23 protein-coding genes are annotated in these 26,725 nt (G+C 43.1%); 7 read left to right on the top strand and 16 right to left on the bottom strand.

Features of this window, described 5'->3' with window-relative positions; all coding sequences use genetic code 11:
• Positions 1 to 344: 344 nt before the first annotated feature.
• Genes M3206_RS13600 through M3206_RS13580 form a run of 5 tightly spaced genes read right to left on the bottom strand, consistent with a single transcriptional unit; the run spans position 345 to position 5,364 of the window.
• Complete coding sequence (locus M3206_RS13600) at positions 345 to 1,406, bottom strand: BtaManbiosPhlase (RefSeq protein ID WP_251313077.1); 1,062 nt, start codon at positions 1,404 to 1,406, stop codon at positions 345 to 347.
• Between the two features lie 14 nt (positions 1,407 to 1,420).
• A complete protein-coding gene (locus M3206_RS13595; RefSeq protein WP_251313076.1) occupies positions 1,421 to 2,344 on the bottom strand; it encodes an MTP-1 family protein in 924 nt (307 codons plus the stop codon).
• 17 nt (positions 2,345 to 2,361) lie between these two features.
• The gene (locus M3206_RS13590; protein WP_251313075.1) at positions 2,362 to 3,189 is read right to left on the bottom strand and encodes a carbohydrate ABC transporter permease; all 828 of its coding nucleotides are present in this window, start codon (positions 3,187 to 3,189) and stop codon (positions 2,362 to 2,364) included.
• Positions 3,176 to 4,048, bottom strand: a complete 873-nt coding sequence (locus M3206_RS13585) for a carbohydrate ABC transporter permease (RefSeq protein WP_425590737.1) — start codon at positions 4,046 to 4,048, stop codon at positions 3,176 to 3,178. Before M3206_RS13585 ends, M3206_RS13590 begins: the two co-directional genes overlap by 14 nt.
• Positions 4,045 to 5,364 (bottom strand): ABC transporter substrate-binding protein, encoded by a 1,320-nt coding sequence (locus M3206_RS13580; RefSeq protein ID WP_251313074.1) that lies wholly within the window; start codon positions 5,362 to 5,364, stop codon positions 4,045 to 4,047. Before M3206_RS13580 ends, M3206_RS13585 begins: the two co-directional genes overlap by 4 nt.
• A gap of 356 nt (positions 5,365 to 5,720) precedes the next feature.
• On the opposite strand from M3206_RS13580, the gene M3206_RS13575 reads away from it, so the two are divergent.
• Both M3206_RS13575 and M3206_RS13570 read left to right on the top strand, forming a co-directional pair.
• The gene (locus M3206_RS13575; RefSeq protein ID WP_251313073.1) at positions 5,721 to 6,734 is read left to right on the top strand and encodes a substrate-binding domain-containing protein; all 1,014 of its coding nucleotides are present in this window, start codon (positions 5,721 to 5,723) and stop codon (positions 6,732 to 6,734) included.
• A gap of 310 nt (positions 6,735 to 7,044) precedes the next feature.
• Entirely contained in the window at positions 7,045 to 8,013 is a 969-nt protein-coding gene (locus M3206_RS13570; RefSeq protein WP_251313072.1) for a nuclease-related domain-containing protein, read from the top strand.
• Between the two features lie 208 nt (positions 8,014 to 8,221).
• On the opposite strand, the gene manA is transcribed toward M3206_RS13570, so the two are convergent.
• Positions 8,222 to 9,181, bottom strand: a complete 960-nt coding sequence (manA, locus tag M3206_RS13565) for a mannose-6-phosphate isomerase, class I (protein ID WP_251313071.1) — start codon at positions 9,179 to 9,181, stop codon at positions 8,222 to 8,224.
• Positions 9,182 to 9,395: 214 nt separating this feature from the next.
• Here manA and pxpB point away from each other — a divergent pair, with 214 nt between their 5' ends.
• The 4 genes from pxpB to M3206_RS13545 are packed head-to-tail and all read left to right on the top strand — an operon-like array spanning position 9,396 to position 13,127.
• Complete coding sequence (gene pxpB / locus M3206_RS13560; RefSeq protein ID WP_251313070.1) at positions 9,396 to 10,100, top strand: 5-oxoprolinase subunit PxpB; 705 nt, start codon at positions 9,396 to 9,398, stop codon at positions 10,098 to 10,100.
• Positions 10,093 to 11,106, top strand: coding sequence for a biotin-dependent carboxyltransferase family protein (locus tag M3206_RS13555; RefSeq protein ID WP_285876972.1), 1,014 nt, complete (start codon positions 10,093 to 10,095; stop codon positions 11,104 to 11,106). Before pxpB ends, M3206_RS13555 begins: the two co-directional genes overlap by 8 nt.
• Positions 11,107 to 11,121: 15 nt before the next feature.
• Positions 11,122 to 12,312 carry an NRAMP family divalent metal transporter gene (locus M3206_RS13550; protein ID WP_251313069.1) on the top strand — a complete coding sequence of 397 codons (1,191 nt, stop codon included), beginning with the start codon at positions 11,122 to 11,124 and terminating at the stop codon, positions 12,310 to 12,312.
• Positions 12,313 to 12,335: 23 nt separating this feature from the next.
• On the top strand, positions 12,336 to 13,127 hold the full coding sequence (locus M3206_RS13545) for a putative hydro-lyase (protein ID WP_251313068.1): 792 nt from the start codon (positions 12,336 to 12,338) through the stop codon (positions 13,125 to 13,127).
• Between the two features lie 144 nt (positions 13,128 to 13,271).
• On the opposite strand, the gene M3206_RS13540 is transcribed toward M3206_RS13545, so the two are convergent.
• The 3 genes from M3206_RS13540 to M3206_RS13530 all read right to left on the bottom strand — a co-directional run bounded on the left by M3206_RS13540 (position 13,272) and on the right by M3206_RS13530 (position 16,146).
• Positions 13,272 to 14,072: a YihY/virulence factor BrkB family protein gene (locus M3206_RS13540; RefSeq protein ID WP_251313067.1), complete on the bottom strand. Its 801-nt coding sequence runs from the start codon at positions 14,070 to 14,072 to the stop codon at positions 13,272 to 13,274.
• A gap of 464 nt (positions 14,073 to 14,536) precedes the next feature.
• Positions 14,537 to 15,832 carry a hypothetical protein gene (locus tag M3206_RS13535; protein ID WP_251313066.1) on the bottom strand — a complete coding sequence of 432 codons (1,296 nt, stop codon included), beginning with the start codon at positions 15,830 to 15,832 and terminating at the stop codon, positions 14,537 to 14,539.
• A gap of 119 nt (positions 15,833 to 15,951) precedes the next feature.
• Positions 15,952 to 16,146 (bottom strand): hypothetical protein, encoded by a 195-nt coding sequence (locus tag M3206_RS13530; RefSeq protein ID WP_251313065.1) that lies wholly within the window; start codon positions 16,144 to 16,146, stop codon positions 15,952 to 15,954.
• Between the two features lie 111 nt (positions 16,147 to 16,257).
• Here M3206_RS13530 and M3206_RS13525 point away from each other — a divergent pair, with 111 nt between their 5' ends.
• Positions 16,258 to 17,667 carry a DHA2 family efflux MFS transporter permease subunit gene (locus M3206_RS13525; protein WP_251313064.1) on the top strand — a complete coding sequence of 470 codons (1,410 nt, stop codon included), beginning with the start codon at positions 16,258 to 16,260 and terminating at the stop codon, positions 17,665 to 17,667.
• 399 nt (positions 17,668 to 18,066) lie between these two features.
• Here the strand turns inward: M3206_RS13525 and M3206_RS13520 are convergent, their stop codons facing one another.
• The 7 genes from M3206_RS13520 to M3206_RS13490 form a co-directional block, all read right to left on the bottom strand.
• Positions 18,067 to 19,440 (bottom strand): GntP family permease, encoded by a 1,374-nt coding sequence (locus tag M3206_RS13520; RefSeq protein WP_251313063.1) that lies wholly within the window; start codon positions 19,438 to 19,440, stop codon positions 18,067 to 18,069.
• Between the two features lie 84 nt (positions 19,441 to 19,524).
• Complete coding sequence (gene pdxA, locus M3206_RS13515) at positions 19,525 to 20,547, bottom strand: 4-hydroxythreonine-4-phosphate dehydrogenase PdxA (RefSeq protein ID WP_251313062.1); 1,023 nt, start codon at positions 20,545 to 20,547, stop codon at positions 19,525 to 19,527.
• Between the two features lie 37 nt (positions 20,548 to 20,584).
• Complete coding sequence (locus M3206_RS13510; RefSeq protein ID WP_251313061.1) at positions 20,585 to 21,892, bottom strand: four-carbon acid sugar kinase family protein; 1,308 nt, start codon at positions 21,890 to 21,892, stop codon at positions 20,585 to 20,587.
• A 2-nt stretch (positions 21,893 to 21,894) separates the two neighbouring features.
• Positions 21,895 to 22,659 (bottom strand): DeoR/GlpR family DNA-binding transcription regulator, encoded by a 765-nt coding sequence (locus M3206_RS13505; RefSeq protein ID WP_251313060.1) that lies wholly within the window; start codon positions 22,657 to 22,659, stop codon positions 21,895 to 21,897.
• A 191-nt stretch (positions 22,660 to 22,850) separates the two neighbouring features.
• Positions 22,851 to 23,618, bottom strand: a complete 768-nt coding sequence (locus M3206_RS13500; protein ID WP_251313059.1) for a LamB/YcsF family protein — start codon at positions 23,616 to 23,618, stop codon at positions 22,851 to 22,853.
• A 168-nt stretch (positions 23,619 to 23,786) separates the two neighbouring features.
• Positions 23,787 to 24,653 (bottom strand): carbon-nitrogen hydrolase family protein, encoded by an 867-nt coding sequence (locus M3206_RS13495; protein WP_251313058.1) that lies wholly within the window; start codon positions 24,651 to 24,653, stop codon positions 23,787 to 23,789.
• Between the two features lie 43 nt (positions 24,654 to 24,696).
• Positions 24,697 to 26,670, bottom strand: coding sequence for a BglG family transcription antiterminator (locus M3206_RS13490; protein ID WP_251313057.1), 1,974 nt, complete (start codon positions 26,668 to 26,670; stop codon positions 24,697 to 24,699).
• Between the last annotated feature and the right edge of the window lie 55 nt (positions 26,671 to 26,725).

The raw sequence follows: 26,725 nt of genomic DNA, 5'->3' as shown, positions 1-26,725 counted from the left end.
ATAAAGCGCCCATAATAAAAAGCCTCTGTGAAGAGGCTCATTGAGGTTCATATGAAAATCCCTTAAGAATGGGACTCAATTGAATATTTCTCACAAAATTTATCTCCACTTTATTGACAGAAGTCCAGCCTTCTTGTTTTACGGTACGTGTTTTTTTATTTTGTTACACGTTCGCTCAAAAAGTTCGAGCTACGCTCAGAATAGGCCGTTTTCGCTCAAAAACGCTCACCTACGCTCAACTTTTCCGATCTTCGCTCAAAATGCCCCTGGCTCAGAACATCTCGTTACTCATCATTTTCCTATTAAAAAGAAGCCAAAACGTATGGTTTTGGCTCCCTTATCCCTTATACATACGTCAGCGAGTCCAAAATCTCCTGTAAACTGAGCTCTGCGCATGCCATTGATGTATCTGCTACGCCATAATACATCTTCACAACATCGCCTTCTACAAGAACGCCGCATGAAAACACGACATTGCCAAAGAATCCGTCCACTTCATAATCGGCTTCAGGCTCTAGAATCGGTGTTTCAGATCGGGCGATCACTTTTGCCGGATTCTCTAAATCTAGCAAAACGGCCCCCATGCAATAACGGTCTTCCTTTGATGCGCCATGATAGAGTTCCAGCCAGCCCTTTTCCGTTTTGATCGGTACCGCGCCGCCACCGATCCTGCCGTTATCCCACATGCCATCACGTAGTCCGATCAAATGCTTGTGATTGCCCCAATGAAGGAGGTTCGTAGACTCAGCTACCCAGATCTCCGGTGCGCCCGTGCTTTTTGGAACCGGGCGGTGCAACGCATAATAAAGTCCGTTAATTTTTTCCGGAAAAATTAACACGTCTTTGTTCTCCGGGCAGAAGATCATACCGTTATGCTCCACCTCAACAAAATCTTTCGTAGAAACGAGCGACTCCCCTACACCTGCCGGAGAAACGGCACTGTAGTAGATATAATACGTATCCCCGATCTGAGTTACGCGCGGGTCTTCGATTCCAAACGTCTCGAGTTCATTGGATGGATAGATGAAAGGCTCATCCTCGATCGTGAAGTTTCGGCCGTCCGTACTGCGCGCTAAACGAATATAGGAAAGCGACGTTAAATAAGAAAAGCGTTTGCCGTTTTTCTTCTCACAGATCACACGCGGATCAGAGAAATCATAACGTTCATCGTCTAAGTTAAACGAAAGAATCTCTAGTTCTTTCGTCTTCACATTGTAAACAGGCGCTTTTACCACATTGGGATCATCACTAATCGGGCGCTCTGCCACACGGAGTAGCATGATGACTTCGTCGTTATATGTTGCGATTCCGGCGTTAAACGCTCCGATCACTTCAAAATCGTCACGGTGCGGCTTCACGTCACGAGGCGTAACGAGTGGGTTTTCTTCATATCGATACACATTCATGCTAACATGTCCCCTTATTTTTCAAATTGATTGAACGGATCATTGATTGTAATCTTATGGGCTTCAGCGTCACTGATCCCTGCGTAAAAATCAGCAGTTCCATCCATCTTCCGAACAAGTCCGCCGCTGAACACCACGTCCACTAGATCTGGACGTTTAGAAGCTCCGGCTAAAAAGTCATCGCGGATCGCGATAAGCTGAATTTCTGAATGCTTACCTGTTTCTGGCTCTAGCGCAAACACCATCGGATAATAATGACGGTTTCCTTCTTCATCAAAACTTGCGATGTGGCCAAGGACGCCGAGCAGTCCGTTACGGAGAAGATGAAGCTCGTTCGCACCGCCCCATTCGCCTTCTGCAAACTGACCATCTAAAAGGGGCGCTTCTTCAACCACGTCTATCGTTAATTCTTTTAATGAAGGAAGGTGTGCGAATCCAATTTTTCCGCGACCTCCTTTTTCTCCTTGAGGACGGGTGAGAACTGCAACACTTTCGTCTTTTAATTCTGCCAATCGTAAATCTTTCATCCCGTCTGGACCTTTGAAGAACGGCTGTAACGTTTTTACAGAAGAGCCTTTATAGAAGCCAGTACGCCAGCCAAGTGCTCCTTCTTCCGTCGGATGCGGGAAAATCTCCACTCCACCGAGCACGAGCTCTCCAGCGATTCTTGTTACGAACGGATCCTGAAGTTCAAGTACAGGTGCCCCTTCTCTTGGGGTCCAAACCCCATCACGGTTCACGAAAAAGTAAACCTCTGAATGCTCGGTGTCACGAGCTTCAACTCGCCCTGCGATTACCAACTCTCCTTCGTCTTCAAACGGTGCGGTGATGTTGTAAACATCCCGTTCTCCCACACCTGTAAACGTTAGTTTTTCAGGATTTTCCGGGTGGTCTTTTTCTAAATAAATCTCCACTAATTCTCTACATGTTTTTGTCATAAAGTATCTCCTTAAAGCTATTTAAGCGTAAACTGCATACCTTCTTTGAACTGTTTTGAAAAGAACAAGAACAAGATGATAATCGGAACGGTTAGTAGAACGGACGCTGCGTACATCGGACCTGGGTATCCGCCATATGGTCCAAACATTTGAGATAAAAGTACGTTCAGTGTCAGCAAGCCGTCACTTCTGACCACGATCATATCCCACAATAATTCTGTCCATCTTTCCATGAATAGAAAGAGAAAAACAACGGTTGTGATCGATTTTGACATCGGCAACACGATTTTATATAAAATTTGAAAGTTTGAAGCCCCGTCTAGCTTAGCAGCTTCAATAAAGGTATCCGGGATCGCCCTGAAAAAGTTCGTGTACATGAAGACAGCCCATAGACTCATGGCTTTCGGCAGGATCATTGCCGTATAAGTGTCATAAAGTCCAGCGTTTTGGATGATTAAAAACGTTGGGATCAACAAGATGATCGCTGGGAAGAACATTTGGAACAAGACGGCGTTATTGATGAAGTCCCGTCCTTTAAAGTTCATTTTCGCCAGTGCGAAAGCGACCATTGCGCCTGTTACCATCATGAGTGCGGTCGATGCGGTTGAAACGATCACGCTGTTGAAGAAAGCCTTCAGCCACGGTCTCGCAATTCCAGCCTCTCCGCCTGAGAACAGCCACTCGTACGATCTCATCGTGAACTCCGTCGGCACTAACTTATTATCAACTTGCGTCCAGTCGGCAAACGAGTTCAGCACCATATAGAGATATGGAAAGACCATAACGATCAGCAGTGCAAAAGCGATTAAATATCGAAATGTTAATCCTTTTTTAGACCCAACCATTACGTTTCCCCCACATCTCTAGTAATTTTCTGATGACTAAGATGGATGCGAACGTTACAACAGAAGCGATAATCGCAACAGCTGACGCGTAACCTGCGCTTAAGTTTGTAAACGCTTGTTTAAAAATCTCCATCTGCCATGTGTTTGTAGCATAGTTTGGTCCACCGCCTGTCAGCTGGTAAACCTCGGTGAAAATTCCGAACGAAACACCGATCGATAAGATCAACACGGTAAACAATGCTGGATAAAGCAAAGGTAACGTGATTTTCCAAAAACGCTGTGATGGTGTTACTCCATCGATTGCAGCGGCTTCATACACATCTTTACTGATGCTTTCAAAGCCAGCCGTCAAAATAAGTGCATAGTAGCCGGTGAACTTCCAAGCGATAATGGCCGCAACTACCAAGAGTGCGGATAACGGTGTGCTCAACCAGTCGACCTCGATCCCAAACTTTCTTAAAAAGACGTTGAACGCACTGTTATGTGACAGCAATCCTTTTACGATAAGGGATGAAACAACCCCTGATGCCAAATAAGGAAGGAAGAATCCGATTAGAAACAGTCCTTTAAACTTCGGCAGTCCGTGGATGACGAGCGCTACCAAAAGAGAGGATGCGATAACCATCGGGACGAACGCGGCCATAAACTTGAACGTTACGAAAAAGGCGGCCTGTACACCTGGATGTTTAACCGCTTCTATGAAATTATCAAATCCTTTAAAGTAGTAGACTGGCGAAATTAAGTTCCAGTCCGTAAACGATAGATACATTGACCAGATCAGCGGTATGGCGAAGAAAATCACCGCATATAAAAGGTAAGGACTGGCGAATAGCCAGCCCGTCCCGTTTCTCTTCATCATTTTTTAAGTTCCTCCTTTATGGCCTTCTTCATTTCTTTCCAGCCTTTTTCAGGATCAACTTCTCCCTTCACGATAGGGTTTACAGCGTAACGGCCAATATGTGTTTGAAGCTCATTGTATTTTGCGTTATCAATAGAAGGAATAGCATTCGGAATTGCATCTGCATAAGGCTTCAGCTCAGGATTTTTTTCAAAGAACGCTTTGAACGATTCGTTTGATGAAAGGTCATCACGTGCTGGCGGAAGTTTCGTTGTTTCCAGCCACTTCAGGTCGTTTTCTGGATTCGAATAAACGAAATTCATAAACTCCATCGCAGCTTTTCGCTCTTCTTTAGTTGCTGACGCATAAATGACGATTCCTTTTGTATCAGAAAAAGTGTTCACGTTTTCTGTATCAGCACCATCTGGAACAGGAGGAAGCGAGAGTCCAAACGTTTCGTTGTACTTCATTTCAGGGAACTTTTCTTCCCAATAGCTGAACGTCCAAGGTCCGAGATCCGTAAAGATTCCAAGACCGCTTTCAAAAATATCTGTCGCTTGCTTCGTTAAAATAGCATCTTCTTTTTTGAGGTCACTCATAAGTGTTAACGCGTTTATACCAGCTTCATCATCGGCTACAAACTTATCACCTTCGATAAAATGGTTGCCGCCGGATGCTGCGTCATAAAGCATGAAGAAGTCAAACCATCTTAAGTGTGCCGTCGGGTCTGCAAGTTCAGGTTTTGCCCAAACGTACTTATCAGGATATTTTGCTTTTAGCTTTTTCGCTGCATCGAGCACTTCACTATACGTGGCAGGCATCTTATCCACGCCTGCTTCTTTTAAGATGTCGATTCTCCATCCAAAGAGCATGGGGTTCGAGTAGATCGGCATAACATACTGATTATCATCCGAGAATTTCCAAGTTTTAATCGTGTCCGTCATGCTGCGGTTTTTTATTAGCTCATCCCAGCCGTCTACCTCGTTTAGCGGGACAAGCGCTTTACTCTCAGCAAGCTGAGCGGCGAACCCACGATTAATGTTCTCAGACATGGTTGGAGCACTCTTTCCTGCGATCGCAGATTGGATGCTCGCTTCTGAAGTTGGGCTTTCTTTCATGGGACTCACTTTAACGTCAATCTTCGGGTTTTCCTTTTCGAATTTTTCCGCCATCTCTTTCCAATACACTTGCTGCGTCGGATTTGGCGCTGCCCAGAATTCGATTGTTGTTTTTCCGTCAGCCGATTTCCCTCCGCCGTTTCCGGTTGAACAGCCGGCTAATGCAGACGCTGCGATTGTTGCGGTTAAGAAAAGTGATGCTACCTTTTTCATTCTCATCAGAATATCCCCCTTGTTTTTAGTGATGCGTGGTAATTACATACTCAAATTACGGGCCTGAAATGGTAGCGCTATCATTTCAGGTATTAAAAAAAGCGTGGAACTTCATTACAAAGTACTGGTATGTCATTTTAGTAATTGTTTTGTAACTTTATGTAATGTGATTATTACATGTAAATGTAATGTTGTCAATTGATTTATCAGAATATTTTATGAGAATAAATTCCTTTGTTGGATCAAGAGTGGAGAGGTATTTTGAATTTCTTTTTTTGTTTTTATTTACTTAATCTACCTTTTCGTTTATATTTAAATTTGTAACGTGACAAAAATCACTTTTCGGAAGGTTTGTTTAACTTATGGCGAAAAAAGTATCCATGCAAGACATTGCGGATCATCTAAATATCTCAAAAAACTCCGTGTCACAGGCCCTCTCTGGAAAACCAGGTGTGAGCCCTAGTACGCGTAAAAAAATTGAAGAAACAGCAAAGCAATTAGGTTATCAATACAAGAGGACTCCAGCTAAATCAGAGGTCAAAGGTACGGGCAACATCGGACTGATCGCTTCAGACTTCGCTTTTTCGATGCAGAGCTTTTTTGGCAAGATCTACTTAAGTGTGGAAAAAGAGGCGACGAATAAGGGATTGAATATCCTGATCCAGTCTGTTAGTAATGAGGCGAAGGAGAACCTGACCCTCCCTTCTTTTATAGAGAACAAACAAGTCGATGGTGTACTTATCTTGTCTCACATCAGCACGGAATATATCAACAAAGTCATCGAAACCGGCATTCCAACAGTAACGATCGACCATCATCACCCGCTCATTCAGGCTGATGCCATCCTGACGAATAACCGTTTCGCCGCCTATACGGCTGTGAAGCATCTGATCGATCTGGGTCATGAGAAGATCGCATTTGTTGGGGATACCCGCTATTCCCCGAGTTATCAGGAACGGCTTGAAGGATATTTACTTGCGTTTCAGGAACACGAGCTGGAAGTGGATCAGGACATGATCTTTTCATCTGTCGAGGAAAATGAGAACAATGTTCGTGATTTGGTGGATATGGTTGAGGCACAGCCGACTGCTTGGTTCTGTGTAAACGACGGGCTCGGATTTTTCGTTCAGTCTGCCCTCCAGCAAAAAGGGTTGCGTGTGCCCGACGATGTTTCCGTGTGCAGCTTTGATAACGGGCAGCTCTCAAGGTTAGCGAACCCGAAGATCACAACGATGGATATTGATCTCGAGCTGTATGGCAGAAAAGCGATCGAACAGCTCGTTTGGCGGATGGAGCACACAGATGACCCGATTACAGAACTGCTTTTGCCAGCAAAACTACTAAAGCGTGAATCTACTTCGAAAGTGAATAAATAATAAGATGAGGCCCCTTGGTTACAAGGGGCTTTCATTATGATGCGAAGTTTACGGTACGTGGACTTATTGAGGATTGGCCGGTTTTACGGTACGTGTTTTTATAATCTGTTACACGTTCGCTCAAGAAACGCTCACTACGCTCAGAATCGGCGACCTTCGCTCAGAATGCCTCACTTTTCGCTCAAACGGCCCTTCGTTTCGCTCAAAACCACCGAGTTTCGCTCAAGATTTCCTTAAATGCTATGAAACTCACCTCTAGTGAAGGACTCAGACGCCCTCTAAACGAACTTTTAGTAGAAGGAGTGATGTTATGATCATTAAAGAAGCAGCGGAATCTAGTAAAATAAAAAAATTGAGGCTTTTACATAAGCGTTTTTCACCCGAGCACCCTGTAGCATCCGAAATTGAAGGAGAACTGATGAGGAGCGTTGCCGGTTATAAAGGTGAAAAATCCCTCGATTTTCATTTAGATCTACTACCAAAGGACGAAACTTTCATTTTCCACGATGTCCGTCTCCCCTTTGGCTCCAGCCATTTTCAAATCGATGTCCTCATATTAACTTCATCATTTTTTCTGATTATCGAAGTAAAGCATATTTCTGGCACTCTTCTCTTTGATCAAGAATTCCATCAACTTATCCGCACGTATAAAGATATCGAGGAAGTCTTCCCTGACCCCATTTCCCAACTTTATCGGCAAACTCATTTGTTCAAAGAATGGTTGAGCCTCCATAAATTCGCACCGGTTCCGATTGAATCCATCGTGATCATCAGTAACCCCCATTCCAAAATTATGTCCTTGCCGAATGAGAGGAATATCTCCAAGTTTGTCACCCATAGCACGAACCTGCTTGCTAGATTCCACACCTACCAAAATCAGTATTCCAATGAAGTGATTCATAAAAAAGACATCAAGAAGTTAACAAGGCTTCTGCTTAAACATCATAATCAAACCGATCAAGATCTTTTTTCCAAATTCATGATTACGCCGAATAATCTGATTAAAGGCGTGGCTTGTCCCGCATGTAGTAAAATTCCCATGATCCGTGTGAGAAGAAAGTGGTTCTGTTTGAGTTGCGGACATTATTGCAATCGTGCACACATCGAAACGTTGAAAGAATATGCCCTGTTAATTAGCCCAACACTATCCATTCATGAGTGCTGCGACTTCCTTCAGATCTCTTCCCGCCACTTGGCTAAACATCTTTTGAATGACCTCCATATTTCAGCAACGAAACTTGGAAAGTATAAGGTATATCATCTGAATGAGTTAGAGTAGCTATTTTTACGGTACGTGTTTTTATAATCTGTTACACGTTCGCTCAAGAAACGCTCGCTACGCTCAGAATCGGCGATCTTCGCTCAGAATTTCGATTCTTCGCTCAAAACCCCTTCCGTTTCGCTCAAAATCCCGGAGTTTCGCTCAAACCAAACCCCAAACACAAAAAAACAACCGGAATCACACAAGAATCCCGGTTGTTTTCCTATTAAATCGTTGGATGAGACACGATAAACTTCGCATTGCCGTTCATTCCGAAGTTTTTCACAGTAGACGGCACGATAAAGTGATCGCCTTTTTTAAATGTGGAAGAAGATTGACCTTCAATCTTCAACTCTCCTTCTCCTTCTAGCACGCTTACTAAAAGATATGAAGGATTTTCTACAGTGCTTACTGAACCTTCAAGATTCCAGTGGTATACCGTAAAGTAGTTCTCTTTGATCAGTTTCTCGATCTTCAACCCTTCGTTCGCTGATAAAACGGGTTCGAAGTCGGCATCTTGATGCGGAATCATCGCAACTTCGATTGATTTTTCGATATGAAGTTCGCGTGTGTTTCCAGCATCATCTGTGCGGTCATAGTCATACACGCGGTATGTGATGTCAGAGCTTTGCTGCGTCTCAAGAATCATTGTCCCCGCGCCGATCGCATGGATCGTCCCGTTTGGTACATAGACGAAATCGCCTGGTTTTATAGCCACTTTACGTAACAGATCGTTCCAGCGGCCCTCTGCAACCATCTCTTCAAACTGCAGCTTTGAACTAGCATGATGACCGTACACCAATTCTGCGCCTGGCTCGCAATCGATCACGTACCAGCATTCTGTTTTACCGAATGCCTCTCCTTCTTCTTCGCGCGCATATTCGTCATCCGGATGCACTTGAACAGATAAATCTGTCTTCGCGTCTAAAATTTTCACCAATAAAGGAAAGTCTTCTCCCTCTTGATCTGCGAAAAGTTCGCGATGCTCGTCCCACACTTGATCAAGTGTTTTTCCTTTTAATGGTCCGTTCACGACTTCACTTGGTCCGTTGGAGTGAGCCGAAATTCCCCAGCACTCTCCTGTTGTTTCAGACGGAATATCATAGCCGAACTCTTCTCGGAGCTTTGTTCCGCCCCAGATTCGGTCTTTGAATACAGGTTTTAGAAAAATTGGTTCTTTATACACTTTTACAACACTCCCTATCTGGGTTTACTATTCCCCATTTTAAACGTTTGTTCAATGATAAGCCACCTGTATCGAAAATTCGAGACTAGAAATAATTACTATCGGGAAACAATGGGTATGGAGGTTTGACATTAAAGCGTTTTCCTTTATACTAAACCTTTATAAATATCCAAATATTCTGATTTATTTACATATATAGACAGGGGAGAAGATGATGGAATTTAACTTGCAACCTTTAGGTGACAACAGTGTAATCATCGAGCTCGGTGAAGACATCAGCCGGGACATTCAGCAAAAAGTAAAGAAAGTCTCCTCTTTTTTAGAGCAACAGTCCTTTGACTGGATGGTCGAGTACGTTCCTGGGTTTACAACGGTAGCCGTTTTTTATGACCCTTGTAAAATCGAAGCAAAAACGCTTCCTTATGATGAAGTGTGCGAAGAATTGAGCGCACATCTAGAAAAACTAGCCGTAGAAGAAGGAGCAGAACCGCGAATTGTTGAGATTCCTGTCTGCTATGGCGGAGAATTCGGACCGGATCTAGAAGAAGTAGCCGAACGAAACGATTTAACGCCTGAAGAAGTGATCGACATTCATTCAAACGGTGAGTACATCGTTTATATGATTGGTTTCGCCCCTGGCTTCCCTTATATCGGCGGGATGGATGAGCGGATCGCTGCGCCAAGACGAAAGAATCCGAGGCTTAAGATTCCAGCAGGGTCTGTAGGGATTGCAGGCAAACAAACCGGAGTCTATCCGATCGAAACACCTGGCGGATGGCAGCTGATCGGGAAAACACCACGCAAGCTTTTTCTTCCGGAAGGCGAAACCCCAAGTCTACTACAAGCCGGAGACCAGATAAAATTCGTACCCATTTCAGTAGAAGAGTTTCAAAGTTGGGAGGAGAAAGAGAATGATTAAGATTACAAAACCTGGCCTCCTTACTAGTGTTCAAGATTTTGGCCGGTACGGCTTTCAAAAGTACGGTGTGATCGCGAGTGGTGTCATGGACTCAACCGCTCACCGGATAGCAAATCTTTTAGTTGGCAATGATGAAAATGAAGCAACACTAGAGCTTACACTACTCGGACCTGACATGACCTTTACAGAAGACACATTAATTTCGATCTGCGGTGGAAACCTCTCTCCTTCTGTTGATGGAAAGCCCGTAAAGTTGTGGCGATCTGTTTTAGTGAAAGCCGGGAGCAAGCTGAAATTCGGAGGATGTAAAACAGGCTGCCGTGCCTATTTAGCAGTCGCGGGCGGTTTTGATCTGCCTGAAGTGATGAACAGCAAATCAACATACATACGAGCTGGAATCGGCGGGTTTAACGGAAAGCCGCTTCAAACCGATGATGAGCTTCAACTCGGAAAGCCAAGTGAATTCGCGGATCAGATTACAAAAGGACTTGCGGCTGAATTAGATGGCCAAAAATTTGCGGAGATGCAATGGACGATCGCATCCGAATTTACGTCAACAGCTGCTTCAAAACCGAAAGTACGCGTGATGAAAGGCAGACAGTACGACTGGTTCACGCACGAAAGCCAGATGAAGCTTTTTACCGAATCATTTGAGGTAACATCACAATCCGACCGGATGGGTTACCGCTTGAAAGGACCTGAACTTCAACTCGAAAAAGAACAAGAAATGCTTTCAGAAGCGGTGAATTTCGGGACGATTCAAGTGCCGTCTGAAGGGAATCCGATTGTGCTACTAGCAGACCGACAAACGACTGGCGGTTATCCGAAAATCGGGCAGATCGCAACGGTCGACCTTCCGATCATGGCGCAGTTGAAGCCTGGCGACAAAGTACAGTTTACCGAAGTTTCACACGAAGTCGCTCAACAGCTCTATTTAGACCGTGAAAAACAACTCCATCAATTGAAACAAGGAATCTCACTAAAAATCAAACAAGAATTGAAGTAATTTAGGAGGAAAAGGATGAAGAAAGAATCAAAAGCTAGTATACTGCTTGGCGCTGCGTTTTTGATGGCGACGTCAGCTATTGGACCTGGATTTTTAACACAAACGACGCATTTTACGTCCATCCTCGCCGCCAGTTTTGGGTTTGTTATTTTAACATCCATCATTATTGATATTGGTGCGCAGATGAACGTATGGCGGATTATCGCCGTTTCTGAAAAAAGAGCACAAGATATCGCAAACGAAGTCCTGCCAGGACTAGGTATATTCTTGGCGATTTTAATCATCATTGGCGGTCTTGCCTTTAATATCGGTAACATCGCTGGAGCTGGTCTTGGGGTAAACGTGCTGTTTGGTGTCTCACCTGAAATGGGTGCGTTGTTAAGCGGTGTGATCGCGATCTTGGTTTTTGTTGTAAGGGAAGCCGGAAAAGCGATGGACCGCTTCACACAAGTGGCCGGTTTTGTCATGATCGCGTTAACTATTTATGTTATGTTTACCGCTCAGCCACCTGTTGGAGAAGCAGTTGTTAAAACATTCGTTCCTGACACGATTGATATCCTTGCGATCGTAACCTTAGTTGGTGGAACAGTCGGCGGATACATCACATTTGCGGGTGCCCACCGTTTGCTTGATGCAGGAATCAAAGGAAAAGAAAGTTTAGGCGAGGTTACGAGAGGATCTGTTACAGCGATTGGGATCGCGTCAATCATGCGTATCTTTTTATTCCTAGCGGCATTCGGTATCATAGCGCAAGGTTTAACCCTTGATCCAAAGAACCCGCCAGCTTCCGTGTTCCAGTTAGCTGCTGGAAATATTGGATATAAAATGTTCGGTGTCGTCATGTGGGCCGCGGCGATTACTTCTGTAGTAGGTGCTGCATACACGTCCGTCTCATTCATTCGTACGTTGAACCCGATGATTGAAAAATACCATAAGTGGGTCATCATCGGATTTATCGTCATATCCACGATTGTTTTTGTGAGTGTTGGAAAACCCGTTAAAATTCTGATCTTAGTTGGTGCGTTGAACGGACTCATCTTACCGATCTCACTTGGTGTTATGCTCATTGCCGCATACCGTCCGAAGATTGTCGGCGACTATAAGCATCCGAAGTGGATGACAGCTTTCGGCGTACTGATCGTCGTTATGATGGCCGCGATGAGTGTTTATACCCTATACAACGAACTTCCAAAGCTGTTTGCTTAATTTCATAAAAAAGGGGAGTTTTGATGAGCGTTATTAACAAATATAGTCCAGCCGAAGCACGTGAGATGATAAGAAACAAAGAGTGGCGTAAACCGACGAGCGGACTCGCTAATGGTTATACGCAAGGAAATTTGGTCGTTTTGCCAAAAGATTTAGCCTTTGAATTTCTATTGTTCTGTCAGCGAAACCCGAAACCTTGTCCTGTGCTGGATGTGACGGAACCTGGTTCAGCGGTTCCAGCTCTTGTCGCTCCTGATGCAGATTTACGAGTGGATATTCCGAAATACCGCGTTTACCGTCGAGGTCAGTTAGTTGAGGAACGGGAAGACATCACTGACCTTTGGGATGACGAAATGGTCGGCTTTCTGCTCGGCTGCAGCTTCACGTTTGAACATGCGTTGATGAATAACGACATACCGGTTCGTCACATCGAGCGTGGATGCAATGTTCCGATGTTTAAAACGAACATCGAATGCGTTGAAGCCGGTCGATTTAAAGGTCCGATGGTCGTGAGCATGCGGCCGATTCCTGAAAAAGACGTCGTTCGGGCCGTTCAAGTCACAAGCCGCTTCCCTTCTGTTCACGGTGCCCCCGTTCATATCGGAAATCCCGAAAACATCGGGATCTTTGATTTATATCAGCCCGATTTCGGCGATCCCGTACAGATCCATGAAGGCGAAGTTCCGGTGTTTTGGGCATGCGGGGTAACTCCTCAAGCGGTTGCGATGCATGTGAAGCCAGAAATTATGATCACCCACGCACCTGGGCACATGTTTATTACCGATGTGCGTGATGAGAAGTATGGCGTCTTATAAAAAATGTATAAAAGTGTCCCCGAAAAGGTGGCACTTTTTCGTTTTGCGCGAAAAGCAGGGCATCTTGCGCGAACGTGTAACAGATTAAAAGAACACGTACCTTAAAATCCATTTTTTGCTTTTAGTGTGCTTCCTTCATGAGCTTCATTCCGGATACACCACCGAATTCAGCAGCCCGCCCACAATTATGATCATCGCTGACAAGTAAAACCATAGCATCAGCACGACTAAACTTGCCACTTGCCCGTAAAGCGCTGAATAATTACTACCGCTCACATAGGAAGCGAATCCCATCGAGACGAGCTGCCAGCAGATGGTTGCAAAGAACGCGCCTGGAACGGCTTTTCTAAATCCAAGCTTGATGCTCGGTGCGAATGAATAGAGCACGAGGAAAAAGACCAGCAAAAAGATAGTCCCAATCCCCCACTGCACGACGATCCACACCCTTTGGAGCTCCACAATCGAAAAAATATCATCTAAATAAACCCTCAGCACTTTTTCAAAAACCGGAACAATCACCGAAAACAACACCGCGATCATAAAGCCGATTGTCAACATGAGACTTTCGAATAGTTGTTTAACCACATTTTCATTATTTCGAACCTCATACGCATCATTCAATATGCGTTTCATACACTGCAAGCCCATCGAAGACAGCCACAATGTCACCACTAAGCTGAGCGAAAGGAGATTTCCCTCTTGCCTTCTCACCGTATAAGATAGTGTCTTCTCGATCAGCGCGTATGTCGCATCAGGAGCATAAGGCTGGATCAGTTCCAAAATATTGCCCTCATTCAGTGGCAGATACGTCATCAACGAATAGATCACCAACAGAAATGGAAAAACGGACATTAGAAAATAATAAGCCATCTGAGCAGATAAATCGTACACTCTCATCTTAAAAAAACGGTCGCTCAAATGATTTAGGATCTCGACGATATTCATGATGCAGCACCTCTCATCTCATGTAAGCCAGTCCGTAACACTTCTATTCTAGAATACGCAGAGAGCTGTCCGTTTAGGTCACTTTTTTATAGAAAGACAGGTTTCTATGTTACTATTTTGAGAGGAAACATTTTCAAAAGGAGATCACAAAATGTAGAAACTTTACATCCTTTCACTTCTGTTATGGAGGGTTTTTTACTGTTATGGAGCGTTTTTTACTCGATTTCACTCTACCGCTACGCTCAAGGAACCGGTTAAAGGAACAACACCATCCTGTTGTCCTTAAGTTTTTACATACTTGCAATCTTTCTCAACAAAGGCTTTAATAAACCATTAATCAGCGTCGCCTTAGTACATGTGATCTTTATCTTAGATTTTCTCGGTCGATTTTTACCTAAATAGATTGCTAGTCTAGGATCAGAAATTAAAAAGAGGGCCTCCATCAGAGGCCCTCTCTTATCCTATTATTCTATTCCTCGAGCAGCTGCTTTTACTAGCTCAACCGTCTGATCAACCGTGTTTTTACGGAAATTCTTAAACTCATCCGTGATGTAAACGGATTTGTCTTCCGGATAAAACTCCTGCTCTGCGATGTGCAGGTGGCCACCCGGGATATCGGTAGCACCTAGACCGAGTCGCACGCGGTTGGAACGGTACATGCTTTCGTTTGATAAGTAGCTGCCTCCACCGCCTGCTCTTGCTTTTGAACCGGGAGTCGGACCGCCGTCATGACAAACGGCAGGATCATCAAAGTTCGGCGGCAGCCATTCACAAACTTCATCGTTTCGCAGCACCTGCCATGGCCCTGTTCCTGCTGCAATCATCTCTTCATATGGAAGGGTGGTTTCGATGAATTCCGGAAGTGGATCTGGCATCGGCCAATGAGAAACGACCGGAGTTACCTCGGCCCGTTCTTCCAGCTTGTTGTCAGCTCCAGTGTGCCAACGGCCGGCATATCCTTCGATCGCCATTTTACGTGGTCCGCCCTGACTGATCGTCATGATCAAGTCCACGCGCTTTGGCCCTTCTTTTAAAAACGGACCGAACGTATCTTCAACGATTCCCTCTTCAAAATCGTCCCATCGCACCGGAAAATTCGCTGCTTGGATCACTGCTAGTCCATCATCCGTCCATACTAAACGACCATCCAGCTGTAATCCGCTTGCGCCTGAAGGGTTCGAACGCCGAGGTTCCTGCTCCAATCGATACGGATCAAAACCGCTCACGAGAACACGCTTCACTCGTTCACCCTTCGGAAAATGAACGGTTGTGATCCCACGTGATGTGTATTCAAGATTTTTCATTAGCTGTTCGCGTTTTTCTTCATCTACTTTAAAATCAGGATCCCATTGTCTTAGTGCACTGGTCATGCTGAGTCTCGCCCAGTATAACGGACGATCATCATATGTATCGAGCTCTCCTAGATCAGGCCGCTTCCCCTGAGCACGGTCGACCGCTGTATTCCATAGCTTCGTTCCGTGTCTCTCGATTAACTTCTCCGCTTGTTTTTCACTTTTTGCCGAACAAAGATCTTTCTTAAACCTATCGACGTATGGAGTAAACTCGCTTTCTTCTAAAATCTGCTGCGGAATCGGCTTCCCATCCAGAAGCCGTTGTTCCTCTGGAGTTAATGGAACACTTGCATCATAACAGCTTGTCTTGTCTTTTCCTTTTGCCTCTGCGGTTTGAGAACTGAAAACTATCATACTGCACAAAAACGTTATCCCTACAATAAGTAATCGATCAGCTTGTATCCTCACAATAGCCCTCCTCTTTCAACTTATTGTAGAATAACAATAAAATCGTTTAAATAGTATGAATTGTTTAAAAACGATGAAGTGACGATTCGTTCTCCGTCCTCATGCCCGGGTACAATTGATTATATTCCTCCTCCCACGCTCAGCAAGATGACCAATAAAATAAATGCTACCCTTATCAAACGATCTTCCGTTACCGTTTTTAACAAACCTAACAACACAACTCCCGTCACGGGATCTTTATCCACCAATAAAATCACCATGAAATCCAATAAAAGCAGCGCGTTTTCGATTGAAGGCAATTGTTGTTCATCCATGTCATCACCTAAGTTTTTAACTAGTGTATTTCAGCAGGCACTTTTATGTGATTTTCCATTTAAATCATGTAAGCTGTACACATCATAATTTTTGACAGGGATGAGATGTGAATGGAAGCTACACAAAATTATAAACAGTCTACGATCGTAACACTGCTTCTTGCCGGAACATTTATTGCAATATTAAACCAAACGCTGATGATCACCGCGATACCGCCGATCATGGAAGAGATGAAAATCACCGCGAACAGTGCACAATGGCTGACAACGGTGTTTATGCTAGTCAACGGGATCATGATTCCGGTCAGTGCGTTTTTATTAGAGCGCTTCACGACAAGACAGCTATTTCTCTCTGCTATGAGCGTATTCGCTTTTGGAACATTAGTTGCCGGGTTGGCTCCAAACTTTGAGATGCTTCTATTAGGAAGGGTCATCCAATCAAGCGGAGCTGGCGTCATGCTGCCGTTGATGCAGACCGTCTTCCTTATGATTTTCCCCGTGAACAAACGCGGATCTGCGATGGGCTTAGTCGGTCTAGTGATCTCCTTTGCGCCAGCGATCGGCCCCGCTTTATCAGGCTGGGTGACGTCGCATTACTCGTGGCGTTTATTATTTTTCATTATTCTGCCGATCGCAATCATTGATATCGTCATCGCTTATTTTGCTTTAAAAAATGTGACAGAGACAGCTAAAACGAGGGTTGATGTTTTATCCATCATCTTGTCATCGTTCGGTTTCGGGGGACTTCTTTACGGATTTACGTGTGCAGGAAACCTAGGATGGACAGCTTCAAGCACCTTATTGTGGCTCGCGATCGGAGTGGTGGCGCTTGTCATTTTCATCATAAGACAGCTTCGATTAAAGCATCCGATGCTCGAGTTCCGTGTTTTTGCTAATTCCGTCTTTCCGCTTACCGTCGCGATTGGGATGATCACGTTCATGGGACTGATCGGAGCCGAGACGATTATTCCGCTCTTTATGCAGAACATGAGGGATTTTACAGCGTTTGAAGCAGGTTTGGCACTGCTCCCAGGCGCACTGATCACGGGGCTTTTATCCCCGATCACGGGACGCCTCTTTGATAAATTCGGTGCGAGGTGGCTTGCATTTACTGGCTTGACCATTATCACGGGCTCATCTTTTGCATTCGCGACACTCAGTCCATCTACATCCTTTACGTTCATCACGGTTATGTACAGCATCCGGATGCTCGGACTTGGGATGGTGATGATGCCTGTGGCGACCGCTGGTTTAAACCGTTTACCGAAACGATTGATCCCACATGGCGCAGCGATGGATAATACGATGAAAATGATTGCCGCCTCAGTTGGGACGGCGATCTTAGTAACGGTCATGACAACCGTTGCAAATAACGCCGAAAATAACCCTGAAGTTTCTTATCCGGATATGTACGGGGCAAACATGGCGTTCATTGTGGTTGCTGTTTTATCCTTACTCGGACTGATTACTTCGTTTTTTATTAAGAATGAAAAGGCGGAGGAAGAGTCTGCGGAGTCTTGAATCAATTGATTAGGAGGGCTGACAAAAGTCAGCCTTCTTTTTTTGGATGAATGGAGATTTTACGGTACGTGTTTTTTTATTCTGTTACACGTTCGCGCAAGATGACCCACTTTTCGCTCAAAAACCTCGAGTACCGCTCAGAATCGCTGAGCTACGCTCAAGATTCCTGATCTTCGCTCAAAATGGGTGGGTTTTCGCTCAAACTTGCTGTTTCGTAGCTTACTTACCACTTAAAAACACCTTGATACGCGGTCATTTCGCTTGGAGTTCGTAACTTAAATCTAGTTTTGATTCATCAAAACGTCCTTTTTCTCTTGTTTGATATAAAAAGAGGCTTGAACTCTCAAAAGCTTTTGAGGAGTCAGCCCCTATCGTTATGGCAATAACACTAACAATCTTTTAAAAAATCGCATTCGCAACAAGAAGTGAAACCAGCCCGACGAACCAACAGATGGTGGTCGGTACAGACCATACCATGATTTGTTCTTTTACATCTTTTATGCCTAGCATTCTGTTAACAACCCAGAATAGACTATCGTTAAAATAAGAGAAGACCATTGAACCCATTGCGGCAGCTTGTGCGGCTAATGCCATGTTTACGTCAAGCTGTGAAAGGATCGGTGCTGAAATGGATGCTGCTGTGATCATCGCTACGGTTCCGCTTCCTTGAACAAGTCGTACGATCGTCGCTACAAAGAATGGGATTAGAATGGCTGGTAACGTTAAATCAGCGATACTTTTAGCGATATAATCACCTGCTCCACTTTCACGAAGTACATTCCCAAGTGCACCACCTGCACCTGTTACGAGAAGGATGATACCTGCTGTTTGGATCCCCTCTTCCATTCGATTAATAGAATCACTACGGCTTAAATTGCCAGCTAATAAATAGATGGCTGCAAGTAAACCAATGCTGACTGCAATAATCGGTTTTCCTAAGTAAATGAGAATACCATAAAAGCCTGAAGTTAGTTCGAGAGCGGTTAATGTCGTATTTAGAAAGATTAATAGAATAGGCACAACAATCGGCATAAGCGAGCGACCTAGTGAAGGAAGTTCAGTCTCTCTTGTACTCGCTAATTCGACAAATTCTTGATATGCCGCTTGTTTATCTGGTCTCGTAAAACCAAGTTCAGTATCATCTGGAACTTGGTAGATTCTTTTGCCTAGCCATTTTGCATAAAGGACACCCGCAATCATAGTCGGTACAGCAAAAACAAGCCCGAGACCAATCATTAAGCCAATATCCACCCCGAAGATACCTGCTACTCCAAGAGGGCCGGGTGTAGGTGGTACTAAAGAGTGTGTGATGACAAGACCTACTGCTAATGCAACACCTAACGAAATCACGGATTTTCCTGTCTTTTTAGAAAGTGCTTTTACAAGTGGATTTAAAATAACAAACGCTGAATCTACAAAAATAGGAATGGACACAAGATAACCCGCTATCGCCATGGCCCATTCTTCTTTTTTCCTGCCGACAAATTTGATTAATGAGTAAGCTAATGTTTCCGCAGCTCCTGAAACCTCAAGAATTCGTCCGATCATGACACCTAGACCAATGACGATACCAATGGATGCTAACGTGCTTCCGAATCCGGCAGAGATGGTATCCGCCACTTTCCCTGGCTCCATGCCGCCTACGATTCCTGCGATGGAAGCTGCAATAATCAAAGCTAGAAACGCATGTACTTTCGTTTTTAATACAAAAAAGATTAATGCAATAACACCAAGAACTAAACCAGCTACCATTTGTGCTCCTGAAACTTCCATGTTAGTGCCCCCTATTTTGTAAGCGCTTTTATTTCACTTAATAAATAGTGAAGGGCAAAACTGCACCCTTCACCTTATGCATTTTTATAAGCTGTTCGCTGTAAACTTTGGTGCGTATTGAGCGGCAAGCTTGATGCATTGCTCCATACTCGTACTTTCTGCAATGTTCTTACCTGCGATATCAAACGCCGTTCCATGATCTACAGATGTTCGTAGGAAAGGTAAACCGTTTGTGATTGAAATCGTTCCATGGAAATCTGTCATCTTCGCTGCGATATGACCTTGATCATGATAGAGAGATAGAACAGCATCATATTTTCCGTTTAGTGCTTGGAAGAATACAGAGTCAGCCGGAACGGGACCTACTACGTTGATTCCGTCTGCAGCAGCCAGTTCGATACCTGGTCGAATCTGTTCTACTTCTTCCCAGCCGAACAATCCGCCTTCCCCGCCATGAGGATTCAAGCCAGCAACCGCCCATCTTCGGTTCTCAACACCAAGTCGAGCCAGTGCTCTGTCACAGCGGATCAAATAATCATGTACGCGTTCTTTCGTCATCGCGTCAATCGCATCTTTTAATGACAAATGACGGGTTAAGAAGAAAATTCTCATCCCTCTTACTTCAAACATCGTTAACGGGTCGTTTGAACCAGCTAACGCTTCTAGCATTTCTGTATGTCCGATATAAGGAACATTAGCGGCCTTTAGTGATTCTTTATTGATTGGAGTTGTAGCAAGTGCTTTTACTTCTCCTGCCATAGCAAGTTCAACTGATTTTTTGATATATTCAAAAGCTCCCTGGCCGCCTTGTGCCGACACCTGACCGTATTGAAGCTGATCCATATCAATATTGTTTAAGTTGATAACATCAACGGTTCCTAACTCATACTTTCCTTCTTGAGGTGAACTTACTTCATTTATCGTTAGATCTGCTCCAACAATTGCAATGGATTTTTCTAAAACATCTGCATCCCCGATGACCAGTGGTTTACTTACATCATAGATCTCTTTTTTCGTAAGAGACTTCATGGTGATTTCAGGTCCGATACCTGCAGGATCACCCATTGGAATAGCAATGATTGCTCTTTCGTTTGTTGTTGTCGTCATGTTTAGTTCCTCCTCGAAATTTATCTATCTTTTCGTTTTAAAAAACTTGTTTGGTTGATTTTTGATTGGTTAATAGATGCTTAATGATCGTATGGATCGCTTTTTTATCGCCAACCATACCACCCTTTGTGGCTATTGGGAGGCCATCAAAATACCCTCCCATGAACTCTCCATAAGCAACGAGTGGAAGGATCTCGTCTTTTAGTTTGATTCCTTCCGCTCTTCCCACTGAACATAGGGAAGCGGTAACATCTCCTCCACTTGAGAAGCATCCGCCGATTTCATATGAAGTAGATTGAATAACGACGCGCGTAACCTTTCCTAATCCATCCGCGATTCGTTTTGCCAGTTGGTCTTGACTCACACCTTGTTCTGCAGATAAACGTTTAAGATCTAATCGTTCAGCTGCAGGCGAATTGGTCGTGATCACAAGAATATCTTGCAATTGAATTTGTGCTAAAGCTTCTTGTACCACCCGATCCACTTCGGTTTCCCAGCTTTCTGAAAGGCTTGCTAGTTTATGTGCATCTACATAAATAGGTATCGCATCCGTTTTATTGATCAAGTAATCCAGTTGCTCTGCGCTTAACGACGTCACACTCCCAACGGTTACGATAACCTTTTTGCTTTGTGTGTGCTGACTTGTAAAAGCGTTTGAATAGTAGGCAGTTAGCGGTCCCGGGTCGACCGGTACGAGCTGATAATCCTCTATTAAAGCCATGGCATGTGCGATATCTTCAATCTCTTCGTCGGTCACCGCATCCATAACGATAATTCTGTTCCCTTCTTGAATCTGTTTCTTCAGATCTTGTAGGATGACATCTTTGCCTTGAAGGACCGTTTCAAGACCAAGATGAGCTACAGGATGTTCACTTTGTTTTTTTATAATAGAAGGAACATACGATTCAGTCAGCGGTGTTACCGGATCATTTGCTACATCAGTCGCTTGAACAGGTACACCGTTCACAAGAAGATAACCGCCGGATGTGATACGGCTTGAATCAGGAAACGATGCTACAACGATGGCAATTGATTTTTCCCCAAGTTCGTTTAGAACCTTGTCTACTTCAATTCCGATGTTTCCTCTTACCGTACTGTCGATGCGTTTACAGATCACATCTGCTCCCCAAATTTTTAGGTTCTCGATTGACTTTTTGATCCGCATTTCTGCCACATCTTTTCTGGCATATCGACTATCTGTATCAATACAAACGGCGTTATAGCTTCCTGATCCAAGAGGCTGATCATAATAAACCATCGTCGCCGCCTCAAAACCTTGTTTCACAAGTTTAACTCCCGTCGCGTTCGCACCGGTTAAATCATCCGCAATGACACCGACTTTCATGATTACTCACCACCTTCAACGGTTACAACATCGAGATATTCACTCAATTTCTCTTTTAAATCATGTGTAAGACTGTAATCCGTAATGACACCTGAGATCTGTTGTAAATCACATGCTTTTGTAAGAGATTTTTGATCAAACTTGCTTGAATCAGCGACTAGCCATGTTTTTTCAGAGGCTTCGATCATAAGCTTTTTTATGGAAGCCTTTTCAAAAGTAGGTGCGGTCACTCCTGCTTTAACGTCAATCGCATGAGCACCTAGGAAAAAGAGATCAACATGGATGTGTTTCAGTATTTGTTCAGTCACGGGGCCGAATAGGGTTCCAACTTTATTCTGCAATTCGCCGCCTGTCACAATCACCTTTACATTCGAATCGATCAGCTCCGCTGCAATTTTTATATCATTGGTGATCACTGTGATTGTCTTTTTTTCTTTAAGCAATTTTGCGATTTCCAAAGTTGTGGTCCCTGAATCCAAAAGAATGGTTGAATGCTCTTGTATCAATTCAACCGCTTTTTGAGCGATCCATTTCTTTTGCGCATTGAACTTCCCTTCCTTGGAGGCAAATGATGATTCAACAACGAGCGGTTTATTTAAGATCGCACCACCGTGTGTCCGAATAATCTTGTTGTTTTCTTCTAGATAAGCAAGATCCCGCCGAACCGTCATCGCGGAAACATTTAGTTCACGTACAAGATCTTCAATATCTATTTTTCCTTTAGCATTCAATTGTTTAAGAATTTCATTTCGACGCTCTTTAGGCATCTTCATCATCACCTTTGTTTATTTCAAACATTTCTTAATTATTATATTGTTCTAAATGAACATAATTGTCAACTTTTTTTAGAGCGTTTGTTCAAAAGTAACATTAAAGTGTTATTTTTGATTATTTTTTCAAACAAAAAAGCTGGTCTATCGCGTCATTTTCAAACACTTTGGAACCAGCTATCATTATTTTATAGACTTTCGCCAATTTTACGAACCGTAATTTCTGAATCCTCAAGCGTCTGCCTGATTTTTTTTGCGAATGATAGCGCATGAGCTCCGTCTCCGTGGATACAAACGGTATCTGCTTTGATATCTGCGTCGACATTCTGCTGGGTCATGACTTTCCCCTCTTTTACCATGCGGATGACTTGAGCGACTGCCTCGTCGTCATCTTCAATCATACAGTTCGGCAGCTTTCGGGAGGTCAATGTACAATCCTGCTGATACGTTCGATCTGCAAAAACCTCTGATGCTGTTCGAAGTCCTGCTTTCTCACCCGCTTTTACAAGCTCGCCACCAGCAAGTCCGAACAAGATCAAATCTGGATTCACCTTATAAACCGCTTCTGCAATAGCTTCTGACAGGTCGCGATTCACCGCGGCCATGTTGTAAAGTGCTCCATGCGGCTTCACATGCTGGATGGTCCCGCCTTCTGCCTGAACGAACGCCCATAACGAACCAATCTGATACACGACCATCTCATAGGCTTCTTGAGGTGAGACATCAATATTACGGCGGCCAAAACCAGCCAGGTCAGGTAATCCAGGGTGAACACCGATTCCCACGCCATGCTCAAGAGCCAGCTTCACCGTTTTTCTCATAGTCGCTGGATCACCAGCATGAAAGCCGCACGCAATGTTAGCTGACGTTACATACTTTAAAATCTTTTCGTCCGTTCCGAGTTTGTAAGCCCCAAAACTCTCGCCCATATCGCAGTTAATATCAATAACACTCATGCAAAAACCTCCTCGAATTTAAACACATGCTTAATTACCCCAACTGTACGACAAGTTTTATGTATTGTAAAATGATTCGAAACGTACTGATTTGAATCATAAGGTTTCCCATATAGAACGGAGACAAAAACAGAAAAGCTCCTTGATAGCAAGGAGCTTTTCATGAATTCATGTCATTTTACGATGTAATTCTGCAAGCTGGTCATACATTCTTGTTGTTAAGTCTCTTAAAACGGGGAAGTAAGGACGTATTTTATGGTGACGCTGGATATCTATCTCTCCTACCGTGATACATTCTCCTTCATATGGAGCTTTACATACAATCGGTGTTCCTGGTATTTTGGTTTCTTTATCCCCAGCACCGATTATACAGCCTCCACCCCAATACTCGGTATCCCCTTCATTACCAACTAAGTTCGTATAAACAAAATTAACCGTGTTCTCCATAGCTCTGACCTTTACAATGGGTTCAAAAATATCTTTTTCAAAAGAGGGAGAACCTGAAATGCCAACAATGATATCTGCTCCTTTTAAAGTCAGCATTCGAGCCAATTCCGGAAAGAAAATATCATAACAGATCAGTAGACCGATTCTGCCGATTGAAGTATCAAAAACAGGAAGATCTTCTCCCGCTTTAAAATATCTTCGATCAGGGAATGCACCCGGTCCCGTCTGGTCTGTTGCATGTCCCGGCAATGTATTCTTTCTCCACTTTCCTACATATCCTTTTGGACCTACAAGGGCTGCAGCATTATAAAGAACACTGCTTAAACTTCTCTCAGGCATACCCCAAGTAATATAAATATTATATTGAATCGCTAACTTTTCAAAAAAACGTGTGGCATCTCCTGGTATCTCTTCCGCAACTTCAAAAAAATCATCCCCGCAATTGTAACCAGTCAATGCAAGTTCAGGAAACGCTATTAATTTAGCTCCCTTTTCAGCTGCTTCTATTGTAAATTGTTTCATTTTTTCAAGGTTAACTCTCTTATTACTCGTTTCAGGTGTAATCTGACCAATCGCTATTTTAACCATGTTTAACCTCTCCCTGTTCAAACAAAGTCTAGATTCACTCAAATTATTTGATTTTTTCTAGCCTCGTAATGATCTCATTAAAATTAGCCGCCTTACAAAGCTCTGCCACTAACTTTTTATCCTGAACAAGCTTCCAGATTCGATCGAAAAGAGAATTGAATTCATTTTTATCCTTTTCGTTCAATGCAAGAAGCAGTACGAGCTGGACCTTATGTTCTCCCCATTTTATTGGTTTTTTCAAAATACCGATCGCTATACAGGAATCGAGTGCATTTTGTTTTATGGGATGAGGAATCGCTACTAGATTACCGATCGATGTGGGCGATATTTTTTCCCTATCAAGTACTGAATCTACATAGGAATCATCTACAAAGCCTTTGGTATTAAGGGTATATGACATTGATTTTATAACGCCGATCGAATCCTTATTATCGATTTCTGTAAAAAATAATTCCTCATGAAAGAAATTCTGTAGTTTTTCAAAAGATTTTTTTTGATCTTCATTCAAATATTTACTGGATATATAAGCATTAACTTTTTCCACATCATCTTCAGATAAAAGTGCATTTATTTCAAGAACAGGTACAGCACTATCCTCACTCACCGGCACCGTACTTAAGATCAAATCAACTTCTTCCTTTTTAATATCTTTTAAAGAATAGGAAGGATAGGTCCCGACAATTGTTAATCCCGGAAACTTACTCTCAATGCTTGCTGCAAGCAACTTCGCTGTTCCTAAACCTGAAGAACAAACCACGGCAACCCTTCTGACCTGCCTCTTCATCCTATTCTTCATCCGTTCAATCGCAGCTTCAAGATGAACAGCAATATAACCGATCTCATCTTCATTAATAACAATGTTTTGTTTTTGTTGAATAATATCAGATGCAACGATGGCAAGTTCAAATGAAAAAGGATACTTGGATTTTATCTCTTTCAACATAGGATTTTGAAGGTTCATTCCATATTTCATTCGATTCATGGCTGACCTTAAATGCAACCCTAATCCGTATATGAATTCTTTATCTTCCACAAGATCAATCCGGTATATTCGTTTGATTTCAGCCAAGAATTCGAGGATTAGCTCATAATTACTTTCACCGATCATTTCAATAAAATCCTCTTGTTGGAGCTTTCCGTCTTGAAAACGTTTAGCACCCATCAAATGAATCGTAATATAAGCGATCTCTTCATTTGGAATTTGAATAGAAAACGCTGCTTCAATTGAAAAAACGATTTGTGAAGCAACAATATACTCCTGTTGATCTTGTATATGTTTAAGTTCAAGCTTATCAAGTTTTATACTTTTTCCTTTTTCAATGCGCTTAATGCCTATCGCTATATGCATGATCAGGTTATTTAACGGCAGATCAGCAATCTTAAAAGGCAGTTGTTTGATATGCTGCTTCGTGATTTTACTGATTAAGTCAATGTCTAATTCTTCTACAAATGGCTGACTATCATTTTCTTGAAGTGAATGTCCTTTTTTAAAATCCGAAAGGGAAGCAGATAAACAAAAACGAATGTTCATCTCATTGCCCACTAATTTGATTCCGTAATTCGGTTTTTTAAACAGTGATACGTTAAATTTCTTTAATAACGTTTCCACCTGTTTCAAATCATTATCAACAGTTGATTTACTTACAAACAATTCATTTGCCATTTGTTCAATGGTGATAAAGTCATCAGCCATAATAATATTTTTCAATATATAAAGGACCCTTTCTTCAGGTAAAACAGGAAGGCCATTACCAGAGGTGTCATGTAATTGAAACAACTCTTCGATTAATTCCTTAATTTCCTGATCTGGTTTTGGTTCGAGAAAATACCCGACTCCTCTTTGTGCATCAATTTTCACACCGATCTTACCTAATTCTTGATTTAACAACGTAATGTCATTTCTGATCGTGCGAGATGTGACTCCTAGGAATTTAGATAAATATTCGCTTGTGACCGGCTCCTCATAGACTAGGAATTCTTTTATAATCTCTTTTAAACGATTGTTTAATAAAACCAATAGAATGACCTCCCTTCCTTAAAGAATAAAATGTCCTTATTTATCTAATTGTTAT

Origin of the sequence: Fictibacillus phosphorivorans (genome assembly GCF_023715845.1) — a bacterium.
Classification (GTDB): Bacteria; Bacillota; Bacilli; order Bacillales; family Fictibacillaceae; genus Fictibacillus; species Fictibacillus phosphorivorans_D.
Note: the sequence above shows the minus strand (reverse complement) of the source record. Positions and strands in the feature narration are given on the sequence as shown.

Bases quoted from the DNA above. Each gene is read 5' to 3' on its own strand.
- M3206_RS13600 (WP_251313077.1), bottom strand. From the start codon at position 1,406: ATGAATGTGTATCGATATGAAGAAAACCCACTCGTTACGCCTCGTGAC.
- M3206_RS13595 (WP_251313076.1), bottom strand. From the start codon at position 2,344: ATGACAAAAACATGTAGAGAATTAGTGGAGATTTATTTAGAAAAAGAC.
- M3206_RS13590 (WP_251313075.1), bottom strand. From the start codon at position 3,189: ATGGTTGGGTCTAAAAAAGGATTAACATTTCGATATTTAATCGCTTTT.
- M3206_RS13585 (WP_425590737.1), bottom strand. From the start codon at position 4,048: ATGATGAAGAGAAACGGGACGGGCTGGCTATTCGCCAGTCCTTACCTT.
- M3206_RS13580 (WP_251313074.1), bottom strand. From the start codon at position 5,364: ATGAGAATGAAAAAGGTAGCATCACTTTTCTTAACCGCAACAATCGCA.
- M3206_RS13575 (WP_251313073.1), top strand. From the start codon at position 5,721: ATGGCGAAAAAAGTATCCATGCAAGACATTGCGGATCATCTAAATATC.
- M3206_RS13570 (WP_251313072.1), top strand. From the start codon at position 7,045: ATGATCATTAAAGAAGCAGCGGAATCTAGTAAAATAAAAAAATTGAGG.
- pxpB (WP_251313070.1), top strand. From the start codon at position 9,396: ATGGAATTTAACTTGCAACCTTTAGGTGACAACAGTGTAATCATCGAG.
- M3206_RS13555 (WP_285876972.1), top strand. From the start codon at position 10,093: ATGATTAAGATTACAAAACCTGGCCTCCTTACTAGTGTTCAAGATTTT.
- M3206_RS13550 (WP_251313069.1), top strand. From the start codon at position 11,122: ATGAAGAAAGAATCAAAAGCTAGTATACTGCTTGGCGCTGCGTTTTTG.
- M3206_RS13545 (WP_251313068.1), top strand. From the start codon at position 12,336: ATGAGCGTTATTAACAAATATAGTCCAGCCGAAGCACGTGAGATGATA.
- M3206_RS13540 (WP_251313067.1), bottom strand. From the start codon at position 14,072: ATGAATATCGTCGAGATCCTAAATCATTTGAGCGACCGTTTTTTTAAG.
- M3206_RS13530 (WP_251313065.1), bottom strand. From the start codon at position 16,146: ATGGATGAACAACAATTGCCTTCAATCGAAAACGCGCTGCTTTTATTG.
- M3206_RS13525 (WP_251313064.1), top strand. From the start codon at position 16,258: ATGGAAGCTACACAAAATTATAAACAGTCTACGATCGTAACACTGCTT.
- M3206_RS13520 (WP_251313063.1), bottom strand. From the start codon at position 19,440: ATGGAAGTTTCAGGAGCACAAATGGTAGCTGGTTTAGTTCTTGGTGTT.
- pdxA (WP_251313062.1), bottom strand. From the start codon at position 20,547: ATGACGACAACAACAAACGAAAGAGCAATCATTGCTATTCCAATGGGT.
- M3206_RS13510 (WP_251313061.1), bottom strand. From the start codon at position 21,892: ATGAAAGTCGGTGTCATTGCGGATGATTTAACCGGTGCGAACGCGACG.
- M3206_RS13505 (WP_251313060.1), bottom strand. From the start codon at position 22,659: ATGCCTAAAGAGCGTCGAAATGAAATTCTTAAACAATTGAATGCTAAA.
- M3206_RS13500 (WP_251313059.1), bottom strand. From the start codon at position 23,618: ATGAGTGTTATTGATATTAACTGCGATATGGGCGAGAGTTTTGGGGCT.
- M3206_RS13495 (WP_251313058.1), bottom strand. From the start codon at position 24,653: ATGGTTAAAATAGCGATTGGTCAGATTACACCTGAAACGAGTAATAAG.